Genomic DNA, 20,030 nt, shown 5'->3' on the forward strand with positions numbered 1-20,030 from the left:
GAGGGGTGTAGGGTGTAGGGGTGTAAGAAGAGTTATGTTTTTATTTACCCTGGTGTACGCAGTTCATGACGGCTACTTATTTAATAGTTAATATTTATATAGATAGTATTGACAAAATTTAAATATCAAATAAGAGATTAACCAATCTTTGACTATAAACTAATGACAAATGACAAATTTAATTTTGGTTGTTGATGATGACGATTTAGTACGCAGGCAGTTACGTGAATTGCTAGTAACAGCAGGCTATGGGGTAGTAGAAGCAAGTAGTGGTGAGGAAGCCTTAGCGATCTATACTCAACAGCAACCAAAATTAGTGCTGCTAGATGCTTTGATGTCAGGGATGGATGGGTTTAGTTGCTGCGCCCAATTAAAAGCACTTCCTGGTGGCGATCGCACACCTGTTTTAATGGTTACAGGTCTGGTTGACCAAGAATCTATAGAAAAGGCTTTTGCAGCAGGTGCAGCAGATTTTATTACCAAGCCCATTAAATGGCCGATTTTGCGTCAACGAGTGCAGCGTCTTTTAGAAGCTAGTAGTGCAATGCACTCACTACAGCAACAAACTAAACAGCAGATTCTAGTAGCAGAACTTAGTCAACAGGCACTAGTTGGTATAGACTTAATCTTGCTGATGCAACAAGCAGTAACTTTCATTGCCGAATGTCTAGAGGTAGAGTATTGTAAAGTTTTGGAACTGCTACCAGATGGAAATAAGTTGCTGCTACGGGCGGGAGTAGGTTGGCAACCGGGTCTTGTAGGAGAGGCAATTGTCAGCGCAGGTATAAATTCTCAAGCGGGTTACACTCTAGTTTCTAACGACCCAGTCGTTGTAGAAGACCTCCGTACAGAAACCCGTTTCACAGGGCCACAACTGCTAATTGATCATCAAGTAATTAGCGGTTTGTCGGTGATTATTCATGGCAAAGAACGTCCTTTCGGTGTTTTAGGCGCACACGCAACCCAGTATCGCACTTTTAGCAAAGATGATATTTACTTTTTGCAAGCAACAGCTAATGTTTTAGCTACAGCTATTGCTCGTCAACAAGTTGAAGATGCACTGAAAGAAAGTGAACAACGTTGGCATTTAGTTTTACGGGGTAATAATGATGGCATTTGGGATTGGAATGTCAAAACCAATGAGGTTTTCTATTCTACACGTTGGAAAGAAATGCTTGGTTATGAAGAACAGGAGATTTCCAACCATTTAGATGAATGGTCAAATCGAGTACACCCTGATGATATTGACTGGGTGAGACAAGTTATCCAAGATCATTTTGAGCAAAAAACTCCCTTTTACATGAGTGAATATCGTCTACGCTGTAAAGACGGTACTTACAAATGGATTTTGGATCGTGGTCAAGCCCTGTGGAATGATCAAGGTGACGTTGTACGGATGGCAGGTTCTCATAGCGATATTACCGAGCGTAAGCTAGCAGAAGAAAATTTGCATCAGAGTGAAGAACGCTTTCAATTCCTGGCTCGTGCAACCACAGATGTAGTTTGGGACTGGGATGTACTCAAAGACTACGTCTGGTGGAATAACAATGTTCAAATATTGTTTGGTTATTTACCAGAACAAATCGGGAATAACGCTAATTGGTGGTATGAATGCATACACCCAGATGATAGACAGAGAATCTTTACGGATATTCATACTGCCATAGAAAGTAAGCAACTAGCTTGGACTAATGAATACCGCTTTTGCCGTAGCGATGGTTCTTATGCATACATCTTTGATCGTGGTTACATTGTCCGCGATCGCACAGGTAATCCGATACGGATGATCGGAGCCATGATGGATATTAGCGATCGCAAACTAGCACAAGAAGAATTACAGCGTCAAAACATGCGATCGCGTTTATTTGCCGATATCACTCTCAAAATTCGCCAGTCATTGCAAATCGATGAGATTTTGCAAACTACTGTTACAGAGATCCAAAAACTCCTCAACGCCGACCGAGTGGTCATCTTTAAGCTGCTATCTGAAAGTTATGGAAGTGTAGTTAAAGAAGCACTCATTCCTGGTTTCCCCGTAATTATCGGAGAAAACATCATTGACCCTTGCTTTAACGAAACATACATCGATAAATACAAAAGTGGGCGAGTGGGGATGATTAGCAATGTCGAAGAAAGTAATGTTGAATCCTGCTATCTGGAAATGTTGCAAAGATATGCAATCAAAGCTAACCTTGTTGTCCCAATTCTCCAACACAATAAATTATGGGGGCTATTGATTGCTCATCAGTGCGCCCATCCCCGTGATTGGAATGCATGGGAAATAGAACTATTGCGACAACTAGCAGATCAAATGGGTATTGCTCTTGGTCAAGCTAAACTCCTAGAACAAGAAACGCGCCAACGGGAAGAACTTAGCCGTTCTAACAACGAACTACAAGAATTCGCCTTTGTCGCTTCTCATGACTTGCAAGAACCACTACGGAAAATCAAAACCTTTGGCGATCGCCTCAAAGCTAGTTGTGGTGATGTCCTCCCAGAACAGGGACACGACTATCTTGAGCGAATACAAAATGCAGCTCGCCGGATGCAGATTTTAATAGAAGATTTATTAAGCCTTTCACGAGTTACCACCAGGGCCCAGCCTTTTATCCCAGTGGATCTTTTGCAGGTAACACAAGAGGTGTTGTCTGATTTAGAAATCAGTATTCAGCAAACCGGAGCAAAGATAGAAATAGGTGAATTATCCACCATCAACGCCGACCCGTTGCAAATACGACAATTGTTACAAAATCTGATTGGTAATGCTCTGAAGTTTCACCGCCCAAAAGTAAGGCCCATCGTGAAAATTTATAGCCAAGCCTTATTAGAACCATCAGAACATAGTAGTGCTGAAAAATGTCAAATCATTGTGGAAGATAACGGTATAGGGTTTAATGAGAAATACTTAGACCGGATCTTTAACGTCTTCCAGCGCCTACATGGTCGTAGTGAATATGAAGGCACTGGTATAGGGTTAGCAATCTGCCGAAAAATTGTTGAGCGTCATCACGGGAGCATTACCGCTAGGAGTGAGCCAGGACAAGGAGCAAAATTTATTGTGACTTTGCCAATTCATCCCCATTCCTGATTTTTCTGTTTCTCATAGGTTGATCATATCCCCATATAAAAGTTTTTAATCTCAAATTTCTAGCAATTAATTTGTTTCAATTTAATAATGAATTAATCCTAATCAACATCACAAAGGAGAAAATGCAGAGTGAAGGGTCGGCAAACAACCGTCACGATCTTGATGGCTGATGATGATGAGGAGGACTACATGTTAGTTCGCGAAGCATTGGCAGAAAGTCGCTTGGCTATTGATCTACGTATCGTTCACGATGGAGAGGAGTTAATGGATTATCTGTATCGTCATGGTCAGTATGCTGATCCTAATATTTCACCTCATCCCGGTCTGATTCTGTTAGATTTAAATATGCCTAAAAAAGATGGTCGTGAGGCACTCAGAGAAATCAAAAATGATCCAGAGCTAAGGTCAATTCCCGTTGTAGTATTAACTACCTCAAAAGCTGAGGAAGATATTTATCGTAGCTATAATTTGGGAGCGAATTCATTTATTATTAAACCCGTGACATTCGCCGCCTTAGTGGAGGTAATGAAAGCTATAGGAAAATATTGGTTTGAAATTGTAGAACTGCCCCTATAAGCGTGGGAGGGAGCAATGAAAAACAACCTGATCAAAGTTCTGCTGATTGATGATGATGATGATGACTATATATTAACTCGTGATTGGTTTAGAGAATTTCAAGTAGCTTCTTGTGCTTTGGAATGGGTAAATAGCTATCAAGCCGGTAGGAATGCGATTCTGACGGGTCAATATGATGTTTATCTTGTAGATTATCGTTTAGGCGAAGGTAACGGATTAGAACTATTACGCGAAGCGATTAAGAATGGCTGTGTAGCCCCAATTATTTTTCTCACAGGTCAGGGAGACAGAGAAATAGATATTGAGGCCATGAAAGCTGGGGCCGCTGATTATTTAGAAAAAAGCCAATTAGCAGCCCCTTTACTTGAACGTTCTATTCGTTATGCCTTAGAACGTAAACAAAATGAGAAAAAAATCCGGGAACAAGCCGCCTTGTTAGATGTGGCTACTGATGCCATTTTTGTACAGGATTTAAATCACAAAATTTTATTTTGGAATAAAGCTGCTGAACTTCTTTATAAATGGAAAAAAGAAGAAGCTATTGGTAAAAAAGCCTTGGAACTTTGGCAAGAAAAAGACTTATCAAAATTACAAGCAGCCTTCTCCATTTTGATGAAAAATTTTGCCTGGGAAGGGGAATTACAGCAAATTACAAAAACAGGTCAAGAAATCACAGTCGAAAGTCGTTGGACACTTGTAAGAGATTTTGACCATAGTTCTCAATGCTTTTTAGTAGTAAATACTGATATTACTCAGAAAAAACTATTAGAATCCCAATTTTTACGCGCCCAAAGATTAGAAAGTATAGGTACTCTGGCTAGCGGGATTGCCCATGACCTTAACAACGTCCTCGCACCAATATTAATGACAGCGCAACTGTTAGAATCACAACTGGATGATGAGCGTAGTAAGCGACTTTTACCGATTTTAATTACTAATGCCAAACGAGGAGCAAATTTAGTCAAGCAAGTATTATCTTTTACTCGCGGAATGGAAGGCGATCGCACCTTGCTGCAATTTAAGCACATAGTCAGAGAAATTCAGCAAGTCATGAGAGAAACATTCCCGAAATCTATAGAAGTTTCTACCTCCATCCCGGCAAACCTCTGGACTATATATGGTGATGCCACTCAACTGCATCAAGTACTGATGAATTTGTGTGTCAATGCCCGTGATGCTATGCCTATGGGCGGTAGTTTAACTATCTCTGCGGAAAACTTTTCAGTAGACGAAAATTATGCCAGAATGCATTTTGACGCCCGAATTGGTGCTTATGTAGCTATTACCGTTAGTGATACGGGAGTCGGTATTAATCCTGAAATATTGGATCGAATATTTGAGCCATTTTATACAACTAAAGAATTTGGTAAAGGAACTGGTCTCGGTCTTTCTACAGTGCTGGGAATTGTTAAAAGTCATGGCGGTTTTATCAATGTCTACAGTGAACTTGGCAAGGGTAGTCAATTTAAAGTGTTTTTGCCAGCACAACAGATACCCGAAACTTTAGAAGAAGCAGAAAAAGAATTACCCATTGGTAATGGCGAATTAATTTTGGTCGTTGACGATGAAGATTCAATTCGCGACATCACCAAAACATCTTTGGAGACTTACAACTATAAAGCAATCACAGCCTGTGATGGCATTGAAGCGATCGCTCTTTATGCAGAACATCGCGACGAAATATCTGTAGTATTAACAGATATGCTCATGCCCTCTATGGATGGACTCACAACCATTCGCACCTTGAAAAAAATTAATCCCCATGTCAAAATCATCGCTGTCAGTGGACTAGCATCCACCGAAAAAGTGAACGCCGCCACAGACATAGGTGTCAAAGCCTTTTTATCCAAACCCTACACCGCCAAGCAATTATTGCAAACCATTGGCGTAGTGAAAAGTGGAAGGTAGTTGGGGGATTGGGACAAGGGATCGGGGACAAGGGAGACAAATTAATGACAAATGACCATTGCACAGACGCGATGAATCGCGTCTCCACTAATGACTAATAATTCGGAAATTTTAGCTGTAAATGACGCATTTTATCGTGCGTTTGAAAAAAAAGATATTGAGGCTATGAGTACAGTTTGGTCTCAAGGAACGGGTAGTCTTTGTGTTCATCCGGGTTGGAATATACTCCGGGGTTGGAAAGCAATTTCTACCTCTTGGGAGAAGATTTTTAAAAATACGCCTTATATTGAAATAAATACTGAGATAATTACTGTCGAGATCCGCGATCATCTTGCTTATATTGTGTTAGTAGAAAATCTCATGCAAGTGATTAACGGTAGGAAAATTGAAGCGCGATCGCTTGCTACGAATATATTTGAATTTCTTGGTGGAAAATGGTACTTAATACACCATCACGCCAGCCCAATTATGCGATGAGGTGCGTTAACTTAGTGATATCACTATCACTATGGCAAAGTAATGAAAAGAATCTGGGTATTGATCTGCCTGGGAACATTAGTATTTATTATGTTCTGGGGTGGTTTGTTTTCTCATCCTGCTGCATCGCAACAAGTAGAATCTCGCCTGAATAATCTAGAAGCAGATTTTAATCGCTTGGAATCACAAGTAAATCAACTTCAATCTCAACTATCAAACCGTCCTTCTTCATCACGAAGAACAACCATAACTCCCTCACCACCTTCCCGACGCAATCTCTCTCAACAAAAAGATCCAATGTTTGACAGACTGGCTACATTAGTAGTTGAAGTCAAACGGCAAGTCCAAGGATTAGAAAAGCGAGTTACTCAATTAGAGTCTCGTCAAAAGTAGAATAATTTAATTTATAAGACTCAAATAAATCAAACTATCTGCTTAAACAGACTTGAGCTATAAAACTGGGATTTGAATCGCAGGCGGGTTTTTTAAACTTTTTTAAATATCGCGAAAAATTGGAAATGATGTACCCTAAAGTCTGACCTGCACAAAAGGCGAAATATATTACTGATATACTGTGTAGAAATAAATTAAAAGTTGTTTTTGCCTACTAACCACCAACGACTAACCAATCTAAAATCTCTGTCCAGCAAAAATTGATCGCACTTCGCCGTTGCGGCGGATGATTGCTTCTTTGTTCGCAACATCTACTAGTGTCCAACCACTAGAACCGATGCTTTCACCAATATCAACGCGCTGAGTCACACCATTAATTTGAAATAAAGCAGTAGATTTGGATTTATTCTCTGACTCTAGCAATCCCTCAAGAATATAGGCAGGATTAGGAGCAGATGCAACAGCTGTCACTTCTGTTTTTACTGGTACTGGTACTGGTGTTGGCTGTTGGTTAGTGGTTGGTTTGGTTGCTTGTGTGACTGTAATTGGTGCAGTTTTTATATCTATGGGTTTCAGGCTTGTTTGCACTACTGCTAAGACATTTGTAGGTTTAGTTGGTTTTATGCCAGTTTTGGGAGAAGGTTTAACAACAGATGTAGGTTTAGGTGTATTTGTTGTCTTTTGATGAATAGCAGATGGCATTGGTGGCAAAGTTGTGCTATTACTACCAGAAACCTTGGGAGGTACATAGCGCATTGGTAATGGCGCTTGATAAACAGGGATATAGATGCGCTCAACAACGTTTGTGGAACGACTCGGAGTCGGAGATGTGTTGTTAGCAGTAACAACTGGTGGTAGGTTAGCAGCAGGAGATTGGTCATTCCTGACATAAGCCAAGGCTGTGCGGTTTGTTGTAACTGGGGGTGTGAGTGCAACATTGACAGGCTTAATATTGGTTTTGGCTTCTTGTCTGTCTATGGCTGCAAGCGAACCCAACATGTAATTTACAAAATCTGCTTCTATTTCTGCTTTTGTGGGTAATTTTGGTTGGGGTACTTCTAAAGCTTGCTGAAAAGAGGTTAATTTGGTGCGGTTGAACAAACCAGAGTTCATTAACCAGACAATGCTGGCGATCGCTAATCCTAAGCTTGTTCCCACGTTCAGCATTTTACTGAACCAGTGTCGTGATTTTGGGCGTACTCTCTTCACAACTTTACTCACAGGAGCAGTATTTACTACTACTGCATTGGGGTTGTTTCTGTAGTGCGACGCTGTTTGTAGGCTTCGCCACGGTTTATCTGGCAAGACAATTGGCGGTATCTTTACTGTTTGTAGATGCGTGTGTGTTTGCTGCACCGTGTGCGAAGGTAGATTGGGGCTACCATCCAAAATCGAGTCTATCTCGGCAAATAGGTCATCTATAAAACCATCGGCGTAGGTTTCCATCGTCCAAGGTTCACTGGTGATTAATTCCTCTGATGGTTCTGGAATAATAAGATTTGTGCTGGCTTGTTGAGACATAGCGATTTTCAGTTTTAGCTTCATCGGGGAACTAATGAATTGTTAGCCCTGTGTGCTGATCTGGGAGCAAACACCTATTACCCCGTCTCAGTTAGACGAGTTGATAATGATTTGGTATTAAATTCGACTTGTAGTCAGGGAACTGTATGATCATGTTCAGTATATACTGATGTCATCAATCATACTAAACTATACCCTGATCTACCTTACTACTATACTCCCGCTTCATAAAGTTTTTTGGGAAGCTAAAGCTGAAAACTCAGTATCCGTCTTTGTTCTACGCAATTCTAAATAAATTAACAAAGCATTAATGTCTGCTGGATTCACACCACCGATACGTGTGGCTTGACCGATTGTCAACGGTTTTACCTTGGTGAGCTTTTCCCGTGCTTCTTTAGAAAGGGTATCAATTACTCCGTAATCTAAATCAGCGGGTAAGTGACGATTGGCTTGACGAGCAATCTGCTCAATTTGATTTTGCTGTCTAGCTAGATAACCAGAGTACTTAATATCAATTTCTGCACCTTCTGTTTCAGCACGGTTAAGGTTGGGATTTCCCAGTCCATAGGTGTTGAGGTCTCGATAATGAAAGCCTGGACGCCGTAACAAGTCAGCGAGGGTAATCGAACCTTTGATTGCTTGTCCAGTTGCTTGCGCGATCGCTTTGCCAATTTCATCATGTTCTTTGACTCGGATGCTGTGCAACCGTTCTTTTTCGGCAGTGATATTTGTTTGCTTGCGGCTAAATAATTCCCAACGGCGATCGTCAATTAGACCAATTTCTCTGCCCAATGGTGTCAGGCGTTGGTCAGCATTATCAGAACGTAAAATTAAACGATACTCTGACCTGCTAGTTAACATCCGGTAAGGCTCCCGCAAGTCTTTTGTACACAAGTCATCAACCAATGTACCGATGTAACTTTCTTCACGCGGAAACACAATCATCGCTGCTCCCCGCACAAATTGCGCCGCATTAATTCCGGCTACAATACCTTGGGCTGCGGCTTCTTCGTAGCCAGTTGTACCGTTAATTTGTCCTGCACAAAACAGTCCTGCTACCTTCTTTGTCATCAGTGTGGGAAAACACTGAGTTGCAGGCAAATAATCATACTCAACAGCATAGGCTGGACGTAGCATGATACAGTTTTCTAAACCAGGCAGACTCCGCAACATTTGCAATTGCAAGTTTTCGGGTAATCCTGTCGAAAACCCTTGAATATAAAGTTCTGGTATATCTCTACCTTCCGGTTCGATAAATATTTGGTGGCTTTCCTTATCAGCAAAGCGCACTATCTTATCTTCAATACTGGGACAGTAGCGCGGCCCTTTTGCTTCTACCCAACCACCATACACTGGCGAGAGGTGGAGATTTTCCCGAATCAGACGATGGGTTTCGGCTGTTGTCCGTGTCATATGACAAGGCATTTGTTCCCTTTCTACCCATACCTGGGGGTCAAAGCTAAACCAACGCACATCTGTATCCCCTGGTTGGGGTTCCAATTTGCTGTAGTCTACAGACCGTTTATCAACTCGTGCAGGAGTACCCGTTTTCAGACGACCAGTTTCAAAACCCAAACGTTGTAGAGTTTCCGTTAACTCAACAGCAGCAAATTCCCCAGCCCTACCAGCTGACATCGACTTGTTACCAACCCAAATTTTGCCGCCCAAGAATGTGCCAGTTGTGAGAATGACTGCTTTGCACTCGAACCCCACACCAAAATAAGTCTGAACACCGATGACTTCATCGTTAGCACCTAGTACTAAATCTGTAACCATCCCCTCACGAACAGTTAAATTTTCTTGATTCTCAACAATTCCCTTCATCACCGCCGCGTATTCCCGCTTATCAGTCTGAGCGCGTAAAGCCCAAACCGCAGGTCCTCGCGAAGAATTGAGAATCCGCTTTTGCAAATATGTGCGGTCTGCAATTTTACCTATTTCTCCGCCCAGTGCATCTACCTCATGGGTCAACTGAGATTTAGCAGGCCCACCTACGGCTGGGTTACAAGGTTGCCAAGCAATTTTATCTAAGTTGAGTGTCAACAGCATGGTACGGCAACCAAGGCGTGCAGTTGCAAGTGCTGCTTCACAACCAGAGTGACCTGCACCAACGACAATGACATCAAAAGCGTCTTGGAAATCTATAGAATTGTGCATGGTCATAATTAGAAAACACTAGGCTTTGAGATTCTGATCAATTTTAACTAATACTGCATTTTCAATACTTAAGTAAGTTGAGGATATAAACGATCGCCTGTAGCAGTATCAAACACAAATAACTGACTCAAATCAATCTCTAACGTCAAGCGATCGCCTGGATGAGGACGCACATCCGCACCCACTTGTACATTCACCAGCACCCCCGAACCAGGTAAACCTGCACGAATCAAAGTCTCCCTTCCCAGAGGTTCTACCACCTTCACCTCCACTACTAATTCTCCGAATTCTTCTTCTGTGTGTTCTCTGGGCATCTGCGATTCATTAATCTTAATACTCTCCGGTCGAACCCCCAAATCAAACCCCTGTCCTTCACGCAGATGCAACTTATCTTGCATATCCACACTCACAGGTAACACCTGCCCATCCACAGCAAAACCCCCAGCCACATACTTTGCTGGTAAAATATTCATCGGTGGACTACCCAAAAAAGTAGCCACCATCCGGTTAGCTGGTTTGGCATAAATTTCTTGTGGTTCACCAATTTGCTGAATTCTACCCCGATTCAACACCACAATCTGATCAGCTAACGTCATCGCCTCAACTTGATCATGGGTGACATATACCGTAGTAATACCCAGATTTTGATGTAATTCTTTTAACTCCGCTCGCGTATCATCTCGCAATTGAGCATCTAAATTTGATAGAGGTTCATCTAATAAAAATACCTGTGGTTGACGGGCGATCGCTCTTCCTAATGCTACCCGTTGTTGTTGTCCCCCGGAAAGTTGTTTGGGTTTACGTTCTAACAGATGTTCCAAAGCGAGCGATCGCGCCACCGTCATCACCCTTTCTTGCACAGTCTTCGGATCTATTTTTCGCATCCGTAACCCAAAAGCAATATTTTCTGCCACCGTCATGTGCGGATACAGGGCATAATTCTGAAACACCATTGCGACATCTCTTTGTCTGGCGGGGACATTGTTCATTAACTTATCCCCAATGTAAAGTTTGCCAGAAGTCGCAGTTTCCAAACCCGCAATTGTGCGTAAAATCGTGGATTTACCACAACCCGAAGGCCCTACCAAAACCCAAAATTCGCCATCGGGAATATTAAAGGTAATATCCTCTATAGCGGTGACATTGTTAAATTTACGCTTAATGCTTTCGAGACTAACGCTAGCCATTGTTGTGATTATGGGCTGATCTATCTGGCGAGGTGCGATCGCATTTTAACGTGAAAACTTTGGATTACAGTAATGCAGTTTCTTCTTCCAAGCAAAGTTCAATCACTTCTTTAATATTGCTCATTAACTCATCAATTATTTCTCCTTGACTATAACAAGCTTTTAATTGTGGAACTTCGCCTACATAATATCCATCTTCATCTCGTTCAATGATGACGTAGAATTCTCGCTTGTTGGTATTTAACATAGCCTTATTTCTCCCAAGCCGGATGAGAAAGCAAAGACGCAATTACTCTGACTCCTCGCAGTTGATTAGAAAGAGGTAAATGACCTTTGGGTGCGGTTAAATCCCAGGTAAATTCTTGAGGGTAACGTGTCCAGTTATTACCTTTTTTCCAACCAATTTTTACCCAAAGATTATCCCAATTTTTTCCTAAACCCAACCAGATTTCTCGTTGTACTGAAAAACCAAATTTACCTTCGGAGTGGACTAACCAAAGTTTGTTAATAGTTTGTAAGTCTGTAACTGGGAAATTATCTACTTCGGTAAAATAAAGCCACTTGCGTTTAACTGCTTCTGCACCCGCAATTTCACACATTTTTTGGATTGTCATGCGATCGCTAGCCTCAAAATCTTGAGTTGCTAGCAGATGTTGCAAAGGACTGTAATCAATACCGCACTCTGATTTTAGAGGCACAATACCTTGTGGGAAATGGGTTTGAAGAAAATCTTTAACTTGAGGTAAATCAGAGTTATACAACACTTGGTAAGCTTTACCATCAACCCAAGTAGCGGGAGTGTCGCGACGTTCCATTAAAAATTCCATCAGGACATCGAATCCACCATGACCAAGGTTAGCTAGCTGCGGGATCGTTTGTTGTTGGACTTGCAGAGACCCAGCAACTAATTGCCCGCGTAGGGATTCAATGTCAGAAGATGAGCCTGATACAATCATTGGGTCTGTCATGCCATTACTCAGAAAATGCGATCGGTGAACAAGCGATGAACTATAAAATTTTGTAGATGGGCAAGCATTAGTAGCGTAGAGTAGTTTACAGGAAATTGCGCCCAAAGCCTACTCATTATATACCTGCATTATCCTTAGATGTGTCAGTGGTTTTAGAACCCAGTGATCTGATAAACTCTCGCAAAATATCCGTTTTGGTTCTGCCTACAGCTTGACAGTGAGATTCCAACATTGCGAACTCTTGCTCAGTCACCCTGATAGTGATCTCTCTTTTATTCTTCATTGCTGGCTTTTTGCTGTATATTCCCACAGTATACCAATTATGCCTCTAGGCGGTAAGATAGCATCGAAAGGAGAGGATAAGGGATCGGGGATCGGGGATCGGGGATCGGGAAATAATTTGGTTCCTCGCCTTCAGTCGCTTATACTCTTCTCCAGAGGGGAAAAACTCTGCTTGTTGGCTTGCTCAATTACAAAGTACAGCAAAATATATGATTGCTGTTTGTTGTTTATTGTTTTGAATTAATTATCTAGCAACAAACAACGATCAACTACCAATTATTAACAAATATGGCGGCTGAAGTCGCTGCACCACAATCAGGAGTGTGTGAATGTACGAAAAAATTACTCCCCCCTCAACCGGAGCAAAAATTACTTTCAAAAATGGTGAACCAACTGTTCCTGACAATCCAATCATTCCCTTTATTCGAGGAGATGGTACTGGGATCGATATTTGGCCAGCAGCCCAAAAAGTGTTTGATGCTGCTGTAGATGTAGCATACAAAGGCAAACGAAAAATTAGCTGGTTCAAGGTATATGCTGGTGATGAAGCTTGCGAATTATACGGTACATATCAGTATTTACCCCAAGATACTTTGACAGCAATTCAGGAATACGGTGTTGCCATCAAAGGGCCTTTGACCACTCCTATCGGCGGTGGTATCCGCTCGCTGAATGTTGCTTTACGGCAAATTTTTGACCTTTATGCTTGCGTACGTCCTTGTCGGTACTACGCAGGTACGCCTTCTCCCCACAAAAGTCCCGAAAAACTTGATGTGATTGTTTATCGGGAAAATACCGAAGATATTTATTTGGGGATCGAGTGGAAACAAGGTAGTGAAATCGCTGATCGCCTCATTTCATACCTCAACAAAGAACTTATCCCCGCAACACCAGAACACGGCAAAAAACAAATTCCCCTGGACTCTGGAATTGGCATTAAACCAATCAGTAAAACAGGTTCCCAGCGCTTGGTAAGACGCGCGATCAAACACGCCCTGCAACTACCCAAACACAAACAAATGGTGACTTTGGTGCATAAGGGCAACATTATGAAGTACACCGAAGGTGCTTTCCGTGATTGGGGTTACGAACTCGCAACCAGTGAATTTCGCGTCAGTTGTATTACAGAACGGGAATCTTGGATTTTAAGCAATAAAGAGAAAAACCCCAACATCACCTCAGAAGAAAACGCCCGGATGGTTGATCCTGGTTTTGATGCTTTAACCGCAGAGAAAAAAGCTCAAATTGTCAAGGAAGTAGAAACAGTTCTTAACTCAATTTGGTCAACTCACGGTAACGGTAAATGGAAAGACAAGGTGATGGTCAATGACCGCATCGCTGATAGTATTTTCCAGCAAATCCAAACTCGGCCAGATGAGTATTCGATTCTGGCGACGATGAACTTGAATGGCGATTATTTGTCTGATGCAGCGGCCGCCATTGTTGGTGGGCTGGGAATGGGGCCAGGGGCAAATATTGGCGATGAATGCGCGGTTTTTGAAGCTACCCACGGCACAGCACCTAAACACGCTGGCTTGGATCGGATTAATCCTGGTTCAGTGATTTTGTCTGGTGTGATGATGCTGGAATATCTAGGATGGCAAGAAGCAGCAGACTTGATCAAAAAAGGTCTTGGAAATGCGATCGCAAACCGTCAAGTTACCTACGACTTAGCACGGTTAATGGAACCACCTGTTGAACCTTTGAAGTGTTCCGAATTTGCGGAAGCAATTATCAAACACTTTAGTTAGATATCAGCTTCAGTAGTGGACTGACACAGCATTAAGAGTAGGTTGGGTTGACGTAAGGAAACCCAACTTATTCTCACGATGTTGGGTTACTAGTTGTATATAAGTCTATTGACTACTAAAATTTGACGGTGGGCGATCGCTACTCCAAGCCCACCAGACACAACCACAGTGACAGTGGTAAAATTCTTGCCATTTGCGACGGTATTCCTCTGTAATTACGGGCGAACGGCGATTAATCCACACTTGTGTAGCTTCCAAACTGCTAGCATGGCATGTGGGACAGCAAAACTCACGAGCATGAATTGCTTTATTAGTCCATTCGGGTGGGATAGGAGCAAAAGCCTCTATAGTCATTAGTTATTGGTCATTGGTGATTGGTGATTGGTGATTGGTGATTGATCAAGAGTCAATAATCTTCAAAACTGGTATTTTAAAATCCAATAGCTTAGGTATTCTAAGCATATATCACAAAAATCATACAAGCTGATGATAGCTCACCAAAACAATGGGTCTGAAGCCTCGCCCTTAAGCGGGCGACTTTTTCTTAATCTTTAGCTTCCTAATCAATTCCCTAAGTACATCAGACTTTGTTCTCTTCATTGCTTTGCAACGTCATAATTTATGGAGCCAATTGCTGAGATTCGCCGTTTATATGATACTATGCCTGCTTCTGGTCGAATCATGACCAAAATTCTGAGTAAACCGGAGCAAGCAAAAGTAATTGATGTTTCCTTTCCTTTACCTTGGAACCGGGAACGACCAATATATATTAATTTTGATTTGTGGCGTCGGTTGACGAAACCACAACGAGATTTGATTTTATTGCGGACAGTTTGTTGGTTAACAGGGGTAAGGTGGTTTAAACCAGATATTTATCAAGGTATAGCCATAGCTGGGATCTTGGGCGCATTGGTAGAATTCTGGCAAACAGATCCGGTAGGTGTTGTTGTTGCTGGTGGGCTGACCAGTTTAGCAGTATATCGTATTACTGCTATCAATCATTCTCAACACTCAGAGTTAAATGCTGATGAAACTGCAATTAAAGTAGCACAGCGCCGTGGTTACTCAGAAGCTGAAGCCGCACAACATTTGTTGTCTGCGATTGAGACAGTTACAAAAATAGAAGGGCGTAATGTCCTAAATTTCCATGAATTAATTCGTTGTCAAAACTTGCGGGCGATCGCTGGTTTGTCTTCAGTGGGTGTACCAAATAAATTATGAATTATGAATTAGGAATTAGGAATTATGAATTACAGTGATAAAGCTTATACTCATAACCATTAATTGCTGGTAAAGTTTGGCTGTGCTTCACACAATTTTTGATTGCTTCTGGTTCAGCAGCACGAAAATTCACTAACCATAAGTCAAGGGGACGGGGTAGCTTGTCTAAGGTATCTTGGAGAGTATTAGAAGGATTAGTATGTTTGTCTTTATGAGCTAGAAGGAATTTTGCAGAGAGGGAAACAGAATCGTGAAACTTGAATTCTCTCGCAACTCCCATCATTTCACCAATTTGGACATGAGTTTTTTGGGTAGTCGCAATCAATATCGGCACTTTAGATGTATTTTGAATCAGTTCTATAAATAAATCTGGGCGGTAATATTTTTGATACCCTAAATTAAAAATAACTGTGATAGCACTGAGAAAGCCAATTACCCAGATAATTAGCACAGACATTTTTCCCGTTACTCCCCACCTCACTGTTTTCCCTGGAGGAATATTCCAACTAATTGCTAAACTAGCTCCTACTAAAACCACTACCGCAGGAAAGTAGACAAAATTATAACGAGCGCCTCTGGTGAGATCAATCCCAAGAAAATAAGTAAAGCAAAAGAATAAAGCGATCGCGCCTACAACTACACCAGCAAACATTTGTGTAATCATACGGCTTTGTGGTTTGTAAAGCTGAGTTTTAAAACCATTAACTAAAATTGGTACTACCCAAATCAAGAAGATAGCCATGACTAACCCAGAAACAATTACTACTGCTAGCTGCGGTGATTCCACTGGTAGTAAAACTATCATCGTAACCCAGGCTGCCATCGCTTGAAAAATTGGGCTAATCCAAGCAATACCAACGCGATCGCCCTGAATCCAATTTGTTAACTTATCACCATAGGCGTTATCTAAAAATGTTGGTATCCACACTATACCCGCTATCAAACTACCAACAGCAACAGCATAAATACGTCCCCAAGGAGGAGAAAAGAAGGAGAACTTGAGACACGGAGAGGGGAAGACGCGGAGAGGGGAAGACGCGGAGAGTATTTCATCTGTATTCCCCGCGTCCCCACGTCCCCCTATCCCCGCGTCCCCGCGTCCCCACGTCCCCGTGTCTGTTTGTCTCCACTGTTCCCAAGCGAGAAAAATTAGTACAACAGCTTCAGTAATTAAGGTGAGTGCAAAGAAATAGTGAGTTGCAACACCTAAAGCATTAATTCCTATCCAAGCAAATACTAACCAAAGAGGTAACTGATTACCTTTTTGGATATGGCGCGTGGTAACTACTAAGCAAGCCAGAGAAGCGATTACCCACAAAATAGCTAAAGTATAGTGACGAGCTTCTTGAGCCAAAAAAATGCCGTAGGGTGAAATAGCCATGATTGCAGCAGCTAAATGACTCACCAAACGGGAACGAAAAGCCAGCCAGCTTAAACCATAAATAGCAGGAATCGATATTGCTCCAAAAATAGCAGCAAGCGATCGCGCTCCCCATAATGAAACTAAACCCGCTTGTGTGGGAAATAACTTCACCCACAGGTGAGTTAGCACAAAGTATAAAGGTGGATGATTGCTTTCACTAAATAAGTGTGTCAGCACATCTTGAATTGTTGCACCTGGTTGGGGTTGTAGTGGTTGTAATAAAACATCAATTGCGATCGGTTGATTTAACGGTACTGGCAAAAAACTATTTCCCAGACTGAATACTAAAGTAGAGAATTCGTCTGTCCAAGGGGGTTTTGCTGTCAAATTGATTAAGCGCAAACCGACACCGATGAACAGCCAAACCAAGAGCAAACAAGGATGAAACCAACGGGGATATGGTGGAGCCGCCATCACATTGAATATTGAATATAAGTATCAGACGTGAGTTTTGAATTAAAGTTCAATTCAACATCCTACCCCGAATCGCTCAGAATGCCTCATCCCTCTGGAGGGTAGGAGTAAATGAACTATTCAGTATCACTTGGGCTATATTTATGCTTTTGTTGCAATGAATCCAACTTGGATCTGACTAAATCTGAAGTCTCCATATCCACGAATCATTTTGACTTTAAAACCAATTTTTCGGAGTTCTGTTGCAACTTCAGAAGCTTTATACAGCTGAACGTGATGAATTTCTTCACTTCGGTGATAAAAATTATCTACCTTACGGAAGATTGTCATTTTTCTAGTTAAGTGATTTGTGATCTTATCCTCTGTTTTTTCCAGCAAAATAGCCCAATCTTGTCCTTGAGAATAGGTTTTTTGGGGATTCATCCCTCTAACATATCCTGGTTCGGCAATATCGAAAATAAATACACCACCTGGTTTTAAGCTTGTGTATATGCGAGCAAATAGCTCTTGAATTTCTACTAAACCATGTTCATCAAATTGATAATTTAAGCATTCTCCAATTGAGGTGACAGCATCACATTTTGGTAGTGTAACTCTCAAAAAAGATGCTTTTTGGAAATTAGCCTTTGGCGCTTTTTTTCTAGCTAAGTCTATAAATGCATCAGATATATCTATTCCTAAAACATCATAACCAGCTTGAGTGAGTGCTTTTGCCCAAATGCCACTACCGCACCCTAGATCAACTACAAGACCGTTATTTATACCTTTTTGATGCAAAATTTCTAGTAAGCCTGGTGCAGATTGAGTTGAAAAAGCTCCGAAACCGACATCATGAATGTAAGCAAGATCCTCTTGATAACCTGTAAGCATGGATATATGACCAAGTACATACTACTTGTAATACATACTTGGTTGGTTGAATTCCAAAAATATTTATTTCACTTGAGTAACACGCCAACTGAGCTTGAGGTTCACCCAAAAATTCCAAATAGTCGCAATGGCGATCGCAATCAAGTTCGCAATATAGCGGTTACGAATCATGAAATTAAACACCAAGTTCAACACCACCACATTCAAAACCAAACCAGCCAAACAAATAATGTTGAATTTCAAAAACCGCTTCATGCGCTGACGCCATGAGTTCTGTTGCATCGCCACATCTGCAAAAGTCCAAGCATCATTCCACAAAAAATTATTAAAAATCGCAATCTCACCAGCGAGGATTTTACTGCGAGTTAAGGGCAATCCCAAGGTCGTTGGGTCGCTGAGTAAGTAAAGCACCGCCATATCTACAAATACTCCACTTAGTCCCACCAAACCAAAACGGACAAATCGACCAACAGGGAAATTTCGGCTTAATCTTCCGATGTGTCCAGTGGAAAGGCGTAGCCGCAATAAATGATGAATGTATTCTAGATATTGCTTCCAAGTAACTTTGCTCTCACCCTGTTTGCGTTCACAGAATACGTAACCAACTTCAGCGATCTGCTTAATTTGACCACGCCCGATCACCTCCAGCAATATTTTGTATCCTACCGGATTCAGAGTAACATTAGCTATACTCTGGCGACGTAAGAGAAAATAACCGCTCATTGGGTCTGAAACTCGACCAACTACGCTAGGTAAAATTACCAATCCTAACAATTGAGCGCCACGAGACAAAAAACGCCTTGTTAAACTCCAACTAGAGACTCCCCCACCATCTACATGACGACTAGCGACTGCTAAATCTACTCCCTGGACAATTGCATCTAGTAGTTGTAGCAGCACATGGGGCGGATGCTGTAAATCACCATCTATCACCCCTAGAATACTTCCTTTTGCTACTTGCCAACCCCGAATTATTGCTGAGGAAAGACCCCTTTCATGCTGACGCCGCATCACTTGCAATTGCGGGTATTGTTGCATTAAAGATTGTGCTACTTGCCATGTACCATCTAGACTATCATCGTCTACCACTATCAATTCGTAGTTTCCTGGGATACGCTCATCAAGTAATTGAGTTAATCTTTGGATGATTTTTTCGATATTGGCAGCTTCGTTGTAAGTTGGAATTACCAGCGAAAACCATATTAATTCTTGAGACGGTGATTCTGGTATCTGTAAGGTTCCTGATGGAACTGCTAACAATGAACTGGGTTGATTTATATTCATTAAGCAAAGTAGAGATTATCAAAAAGCAGCAATATTCGCATTTTGTGAGAGAGCTAATGTCGTTTATATTACTCCTTAGTTACTGTGTAAGATAGTTTATATTTTTTTAAATTTTAATATAACTCAGTGTATACAAATTTTATCAATAGTTATTACATATAAAGTTGTATGACTTATGCAGATGTCTTTTGTTTGTAGTAAGGACTTAAGTCCTTACTACAAACTTGTAATTTATTGATCCTGAATCCCCGTCCTTAAGGACGGGGACTCTTGCTAAGAACCAAAGCATTGGTATTGATTTAGGGATAAAAACTTTTGCTGTAATGTCAGATGGAACAAAAGCTGAAAGTCCTAGCTATTCAACATTAAACAGGAAAATTCGCCAACTTCAGAAAAAATTAGCACGCCAACCCAAAGAATCAAAACGTAGAAACTTAACTCGAATTAGAATCGCAAAACTGCATAACAAAATTGCCGATACTCGCAAAGACTTTCTACACAAACTATCGA

At 41.4% G+C, this 20,030-nt stretch carries 18 protein-coding genes; 8 read left to right on the plus strand and 10 right to left on the minus strand.

The window, feature by feature from the left end; translation table 11 throughout:
• The first annotated feature begins 169 nt into the window (after nucleotides 1-169).
• The 5 genes from ACE1AT_RS03595 to ACE1AT_RS03615 all read left to right on the plus strand — a co-directional run bounded on the left by ACE1AT_RS03595 (nucleotide 170) and on the right by ACE1AT_RS03615 (nucleotide 6,442).
• Nucleotides 170-3,088, plus strand: a complete 2,919-nt coding sequence (locus ACE1AT_RS03595) for a PAS domain-containing protein (RefSeq protein WP_374865934.1) — start codon at nucleotides 170-172, stop codon at nucleotides 3,086-3,088.
• Between the two features lie 129 nt (nucleotides 3,089-3,217).
• Nucleotides 3,218-3,664 carry a response regulator gene (locus tag ACE1AT_RS03600; protein WP_374865935.1) on the plus strand — a complete coding sequence of 149 codons (447 nt, stop codon included), beginning with the start codon at nucleotides 3,218-3,220 and terminating at the stop codon, nucleotides 3,662-3,664.
• 15 nt (nucleotides 3,665-3,679) lie between these two features.
• The gene (locus ACE1AT_RS03605; protein ID WP_374865936.1) at nucleotides 3,680-5,572 is read left to right on the plus strand and encodes a response regulator; all 1,893 of its coding nucleotides are present in this window, start codon (nucleotides 3,680-3,682) and stop codon (nucleotides 5,570-5,572) included.
• A gap of 90 nt (nucleotides 5,573-5,662) precedes the next feature.
• Complete coding sequence (locus ACE1AT_RS03610) at nucleotides 5,663-6,049, plus strand: nuclear transport factor 2 family protein (protein ID WP_374865937.1); 387 nt, start codon at nucleotides 5,663-5,665, stop codon at nucleotides 6,047-6,049.
• 42 nt (nucleotides 6,050-6,091) lie between these two features.
• Entirely contained in the window at nucleotides 6,092-6,442 is a 351-nt protein-coding gene (locus ACE1AT_RS03615; protein WP_374865938.1) for a hypothetical protein, read from the plus strand.
• A gap of 237 nt (nucleotides 6,443-6,679) precedes the next feature.
• Here ACE1AT_RS03615 and ACE1AT_RS03620 read toward each other — a convergent pair whose 3' ends face one another.
• From ACE1AT_RS03620 to ACE1AT_RS03645, 6 genes are all read right to left on the minus strand, one after another.
• On the minus strand, nucleotides 6,680-7,963 hold the full coding sequence (locus ACE1AT_RS03620; RefSeq protein ID WP_374865952.1) for a type II secretion system protein N: 1,284 nt from the start codon (nucleotides 7,961-7,963) through the stop codon (nucleotides 6,680-6,682).
• Nucleotides 7,964-8,188: 225 nt separating this feature from the next.
• Entirely contained in the window at nucleotides 8,189-10,126 is a 1,938-nt protein-coding gene (mnmG, locus tag ACE1AT_RS03625; protein WP_374865939.1) for a tRNA uridine-5-carboxymethylaminomethyl(34) synthesis enzyme MnmG, read from the minus strand.
• A gap of 62 nt (nucleotides 10,127-10,188) precedes the next feature.
• Complete coding sequence (locus ACE1AT_RS03630) at nucleotides 10,189-11,307, minus strand: ABC transporter ATP-binding protein (protein WP_374865940.1); 1,119 nt, start codon at nucleotides 11,305-11,307, stop codon at nucleotides 10,189-10,191.
• A 64-nt stretch (nucleotides 11,308-11,371) separates the two neighbouring features.
• Nucleotides 11,372-11,554, minus strand: a complete 183-nt coding sequence (locus ACE1AT_RS03635; RefSeq protein ID WP_374865941.1) for a type II toxin-antitoxin system HicB family antitoxin — start codon at nucleotides 11,552-11,554, stop codon at nucleotides 11,372-11,374.
• A 4-nt stretch (nucleotides 11,555-11,558) separates the two neighbouring features.
• Nucleotides 11,559-12,275, minus strand: coding sequence for a GUN4 N-terminal ARM-like repeat domain-containing protein (locus tag ACE1AT_RS03640; RefSeq protein ID WP_374865942.1), 717 nt, complete (start codon nucleotides 12,273-12,275; stop codon nucleotides 11,559-11,561).
• Nucleotides 12,276-12,390: 115 nt separating this feature from the next.
• The gene (locus ACE1AT_RS03645) at nucleotides 12,391-12,558 is read right to left on the minus strand and encodes a hypothetical protein (protein WP_374865943.1); all 168 of its coding nucleotides are present in this window, start codon (nucleotides 12,556-12,558) and stop codon (nucleotides 12,391-12,393) included.
• Nucleotides 12,559-12,886: 328 nt separating this feature from the next.
• On the opposite strand from ACE1AT_RS03645, the gene ACE1AT_RS03650 reads away from it, so the two are divergent.
• Nucleotides 12,887-14,308 carry an NADP-dependent isocitrate dehydrogenase gene (locus tag ACE1AT_RS03650; protein WP_374865944.1) on the plus strand — a complete coding sequence of 474 codons (1,422 nt, stop codon included), beginning with the start codon at nucleotides 12,887-12,889 and terminating at the stop codon, nucleotides 14,306-14,308.
• A 105-nt stretch (nucleotides 14,309-14,413) separates the two neighbouring features.
• On the opposite strand, the gene ACE1AT_RS03655 is transcribed toward ACE1AT_RS03650, so the two are convergent.
• Complete coding sequence (locus tag ACE1AT_RS03655) at nucleotides 14,414-14,662, minus strand: hypothetical protein (protein WP_374865945.1); 249 nt, start codon at nucleotides 14,660-14,662, stop codon at nucleotides 14,414-14,416.
• 267 nt (nucleotides 14,663-14,929) lie between these two features.
• Here ACE1AT_RS03655 and ACE1AT_RS03660 point away from each other — a divergent pair, with 267 nt between their 5' ends.
• Entirely contained in the window at nucleotides 14,930-15,529 is a 600-nt protein-coding gene (locus tag ACE1AT_RS03660; protein WP_374865946.1) for a DUF3318 domain-containing protein, read from the plus strand.
• A 22-nt stretch (nucleotides 15,530-15,551) separates the two neighbouring features.
• On the opposite strand, the gene ACE1AT_RS03665 is transcribed toward ACE1AT_RS03660, so the two are convergent.
• From ACE1AT_RS03665 to ACE1AT_RS03675, 3 genes are all read right to left on the minus strand, one after another.
• Nucleotides 15,552-17,366 (minus strand): glycosyltransferase, encoded by a 1,815-nt coding sequence (locus tag ACE1AT_RS03665; protein ID WP_374865947.1) that lies wholly within the window; start codon nucleotides 17,364-17,366, stop codon nucleotides 15,552-15,554.
• A gap of 141 nt (nucleotides 17,367-17,507) precedes the next feature.
• Entirely contained in the window at nucleotides 17,508-18,236 is a 729-nt protein-coding gene (locus ACE1AT_RS03670; RefSeq protein ID WP_374865948.1) for a class I SAM-dependent methyltransferase, read from the minus strand.
• 63 nt (nucleotides 18,237-18,299) lie between these two features.
• Entirely contained in the window at nucleotides 18,300-19,520 is a 1,221-nt protein-coding gene (locus ACE1AT_RS03675) for a glycosyltransferase (RefSeq protein WP_374865949.1), read from the minus strand.
• Nucleotides 19,521-19,843: 323 nt separating this feature from the next.
• Here ACE1AT_RS03675 and ACE1AT_RS03680 point away from each other — a divergent pair.
• Nucleotides 19,844-20,030, plus strand: a 187-nt coding sequence (locus ACE1AT_RS03680; RefSeq protein ID WP_374865950.1) for a transposase, incomplete at its 3' end; no start/stop codon positions are given.

This window comes from Pelatocladus sp. BLCC-F211 (genome assembly GCF_041928655.1).
GTDB lineage: Bacteria > Cyanobacteriota > Cyanobacteriia > Cyanobacteriales > Nostocaceae > Pelatocladus.

Bases quoted from the DNA above. Each gene is read 5' to 3' on its own strand.
- ACE1AT_RS03630 (WP_374865940.1), bottom strand. From the start codon at position 11,307: ATGGCTAGCGTTAGTCTCGAAAGCATTAAGCGTAAATTTAACAATGTC.
- ACE1AT_RS03620 (WP_374865952.1), bottom strand. From the start codon at position 7,963: ATGTCTCAACAAGCCAGCACAAATCTTATTATTCCAGAACCATCAGAG.
- ACE1AT_RS03610 (WP_374865937.1), top strand. From the start codon at position 5,663: ATGACTAATAATTCGGAAATTTTAGCTGTAAATGACGCATTTTATCGT.
- ACE1AT_RS03665 (WP_374865947.1), bottom strand. From the start codon at position 17,366: ATGGCGGCTCCACCATATCCCCGTTGGTTTCATCCTTGTTTGCTCTTG.
- ACE1AT_RS03595 (WP_374865934.1), top strand. From the start codon at position 170: ATGACAAATTTAATTTTGGTTGTTGATGATGACGATTTAGTACGCAGG.
- ACE1AT_RS03645 (WP_374865943.1), bottom strand. From the start codon at position 12,558: ATGAAGAATAAAAGAGAGATCACTATCAGGGTGACTGAGCAAGAGTTC.
- mnmG (WP_374865939.1), bottom strand. From the start codon at position 10,126: ATGACCATGCACAATTCTATAGATTTCCAAGACGCTTTTGATGTCATT.
- ACE1AT_RS03640 (WP_374865942.1), bottom strand. From the start codon at position 12,275: ATGACAGACCCAATGATTGTATCAGGCTCATCTTCTGACATTGAATCC.
- ACE1AT_RS03675 (WP_374865949.1), bottom strand. From the start codon at position 19,520: ATGAATATAAATCAACCCAGTTCATTGTTAGCAGTTCCATCAGGAACC.
- ACE1AT_RS03650 (WP_374865944.1), top strand. From the start codon at position 12,887: ATGTACGAAAAAATTACTCCCCCCTCAACCGGAGCAAAAATTACTTTC.
- ACE1AT_RS03670 (WP_374865948.1), bottom strand. From the start codon at position 18,236: ATGCTTACAGGTTATCAAGAGGATCTTGCTTACATTCATGATGTCGGT.
- ACE1AT_RS03660 (WP_374865946.1), top strand. From the start codon at position 14,930: ATGGAGCCAATTGCTGAGATTCGCCGTTTATATGATACTATGCCTGCT.
- ACE1AT_RS03615 (WP_374865938.1), top strand. From the start codon at position 6,092: ATGAAAAGAATCTGGGTATTGATCTGCCTGGGAACATTAGTATTTATT.
- ACE1AT_RS03655 (WP_374865945.1), bottom strand. From the start codon at position 14,662: ATGACTATAGAGGCTTTTGCTCCTATCCCACCCGAATGGACTAATAAA.
- ACE1AT_RS03635 (WP_374865941.1), bottom strand. From the start codon at position 11,554: ATGTTAAATACCAACAAGCGAGAATTCTACGTCATCATTGAACGAGAT.
- ACE1AT_RS03605 (WP_374865936.1), top strand. From the start codon at position 3,680: ATGAAAAACAACCTGATCAAAGTTCTGCTGATTGATGATGATGATGAT.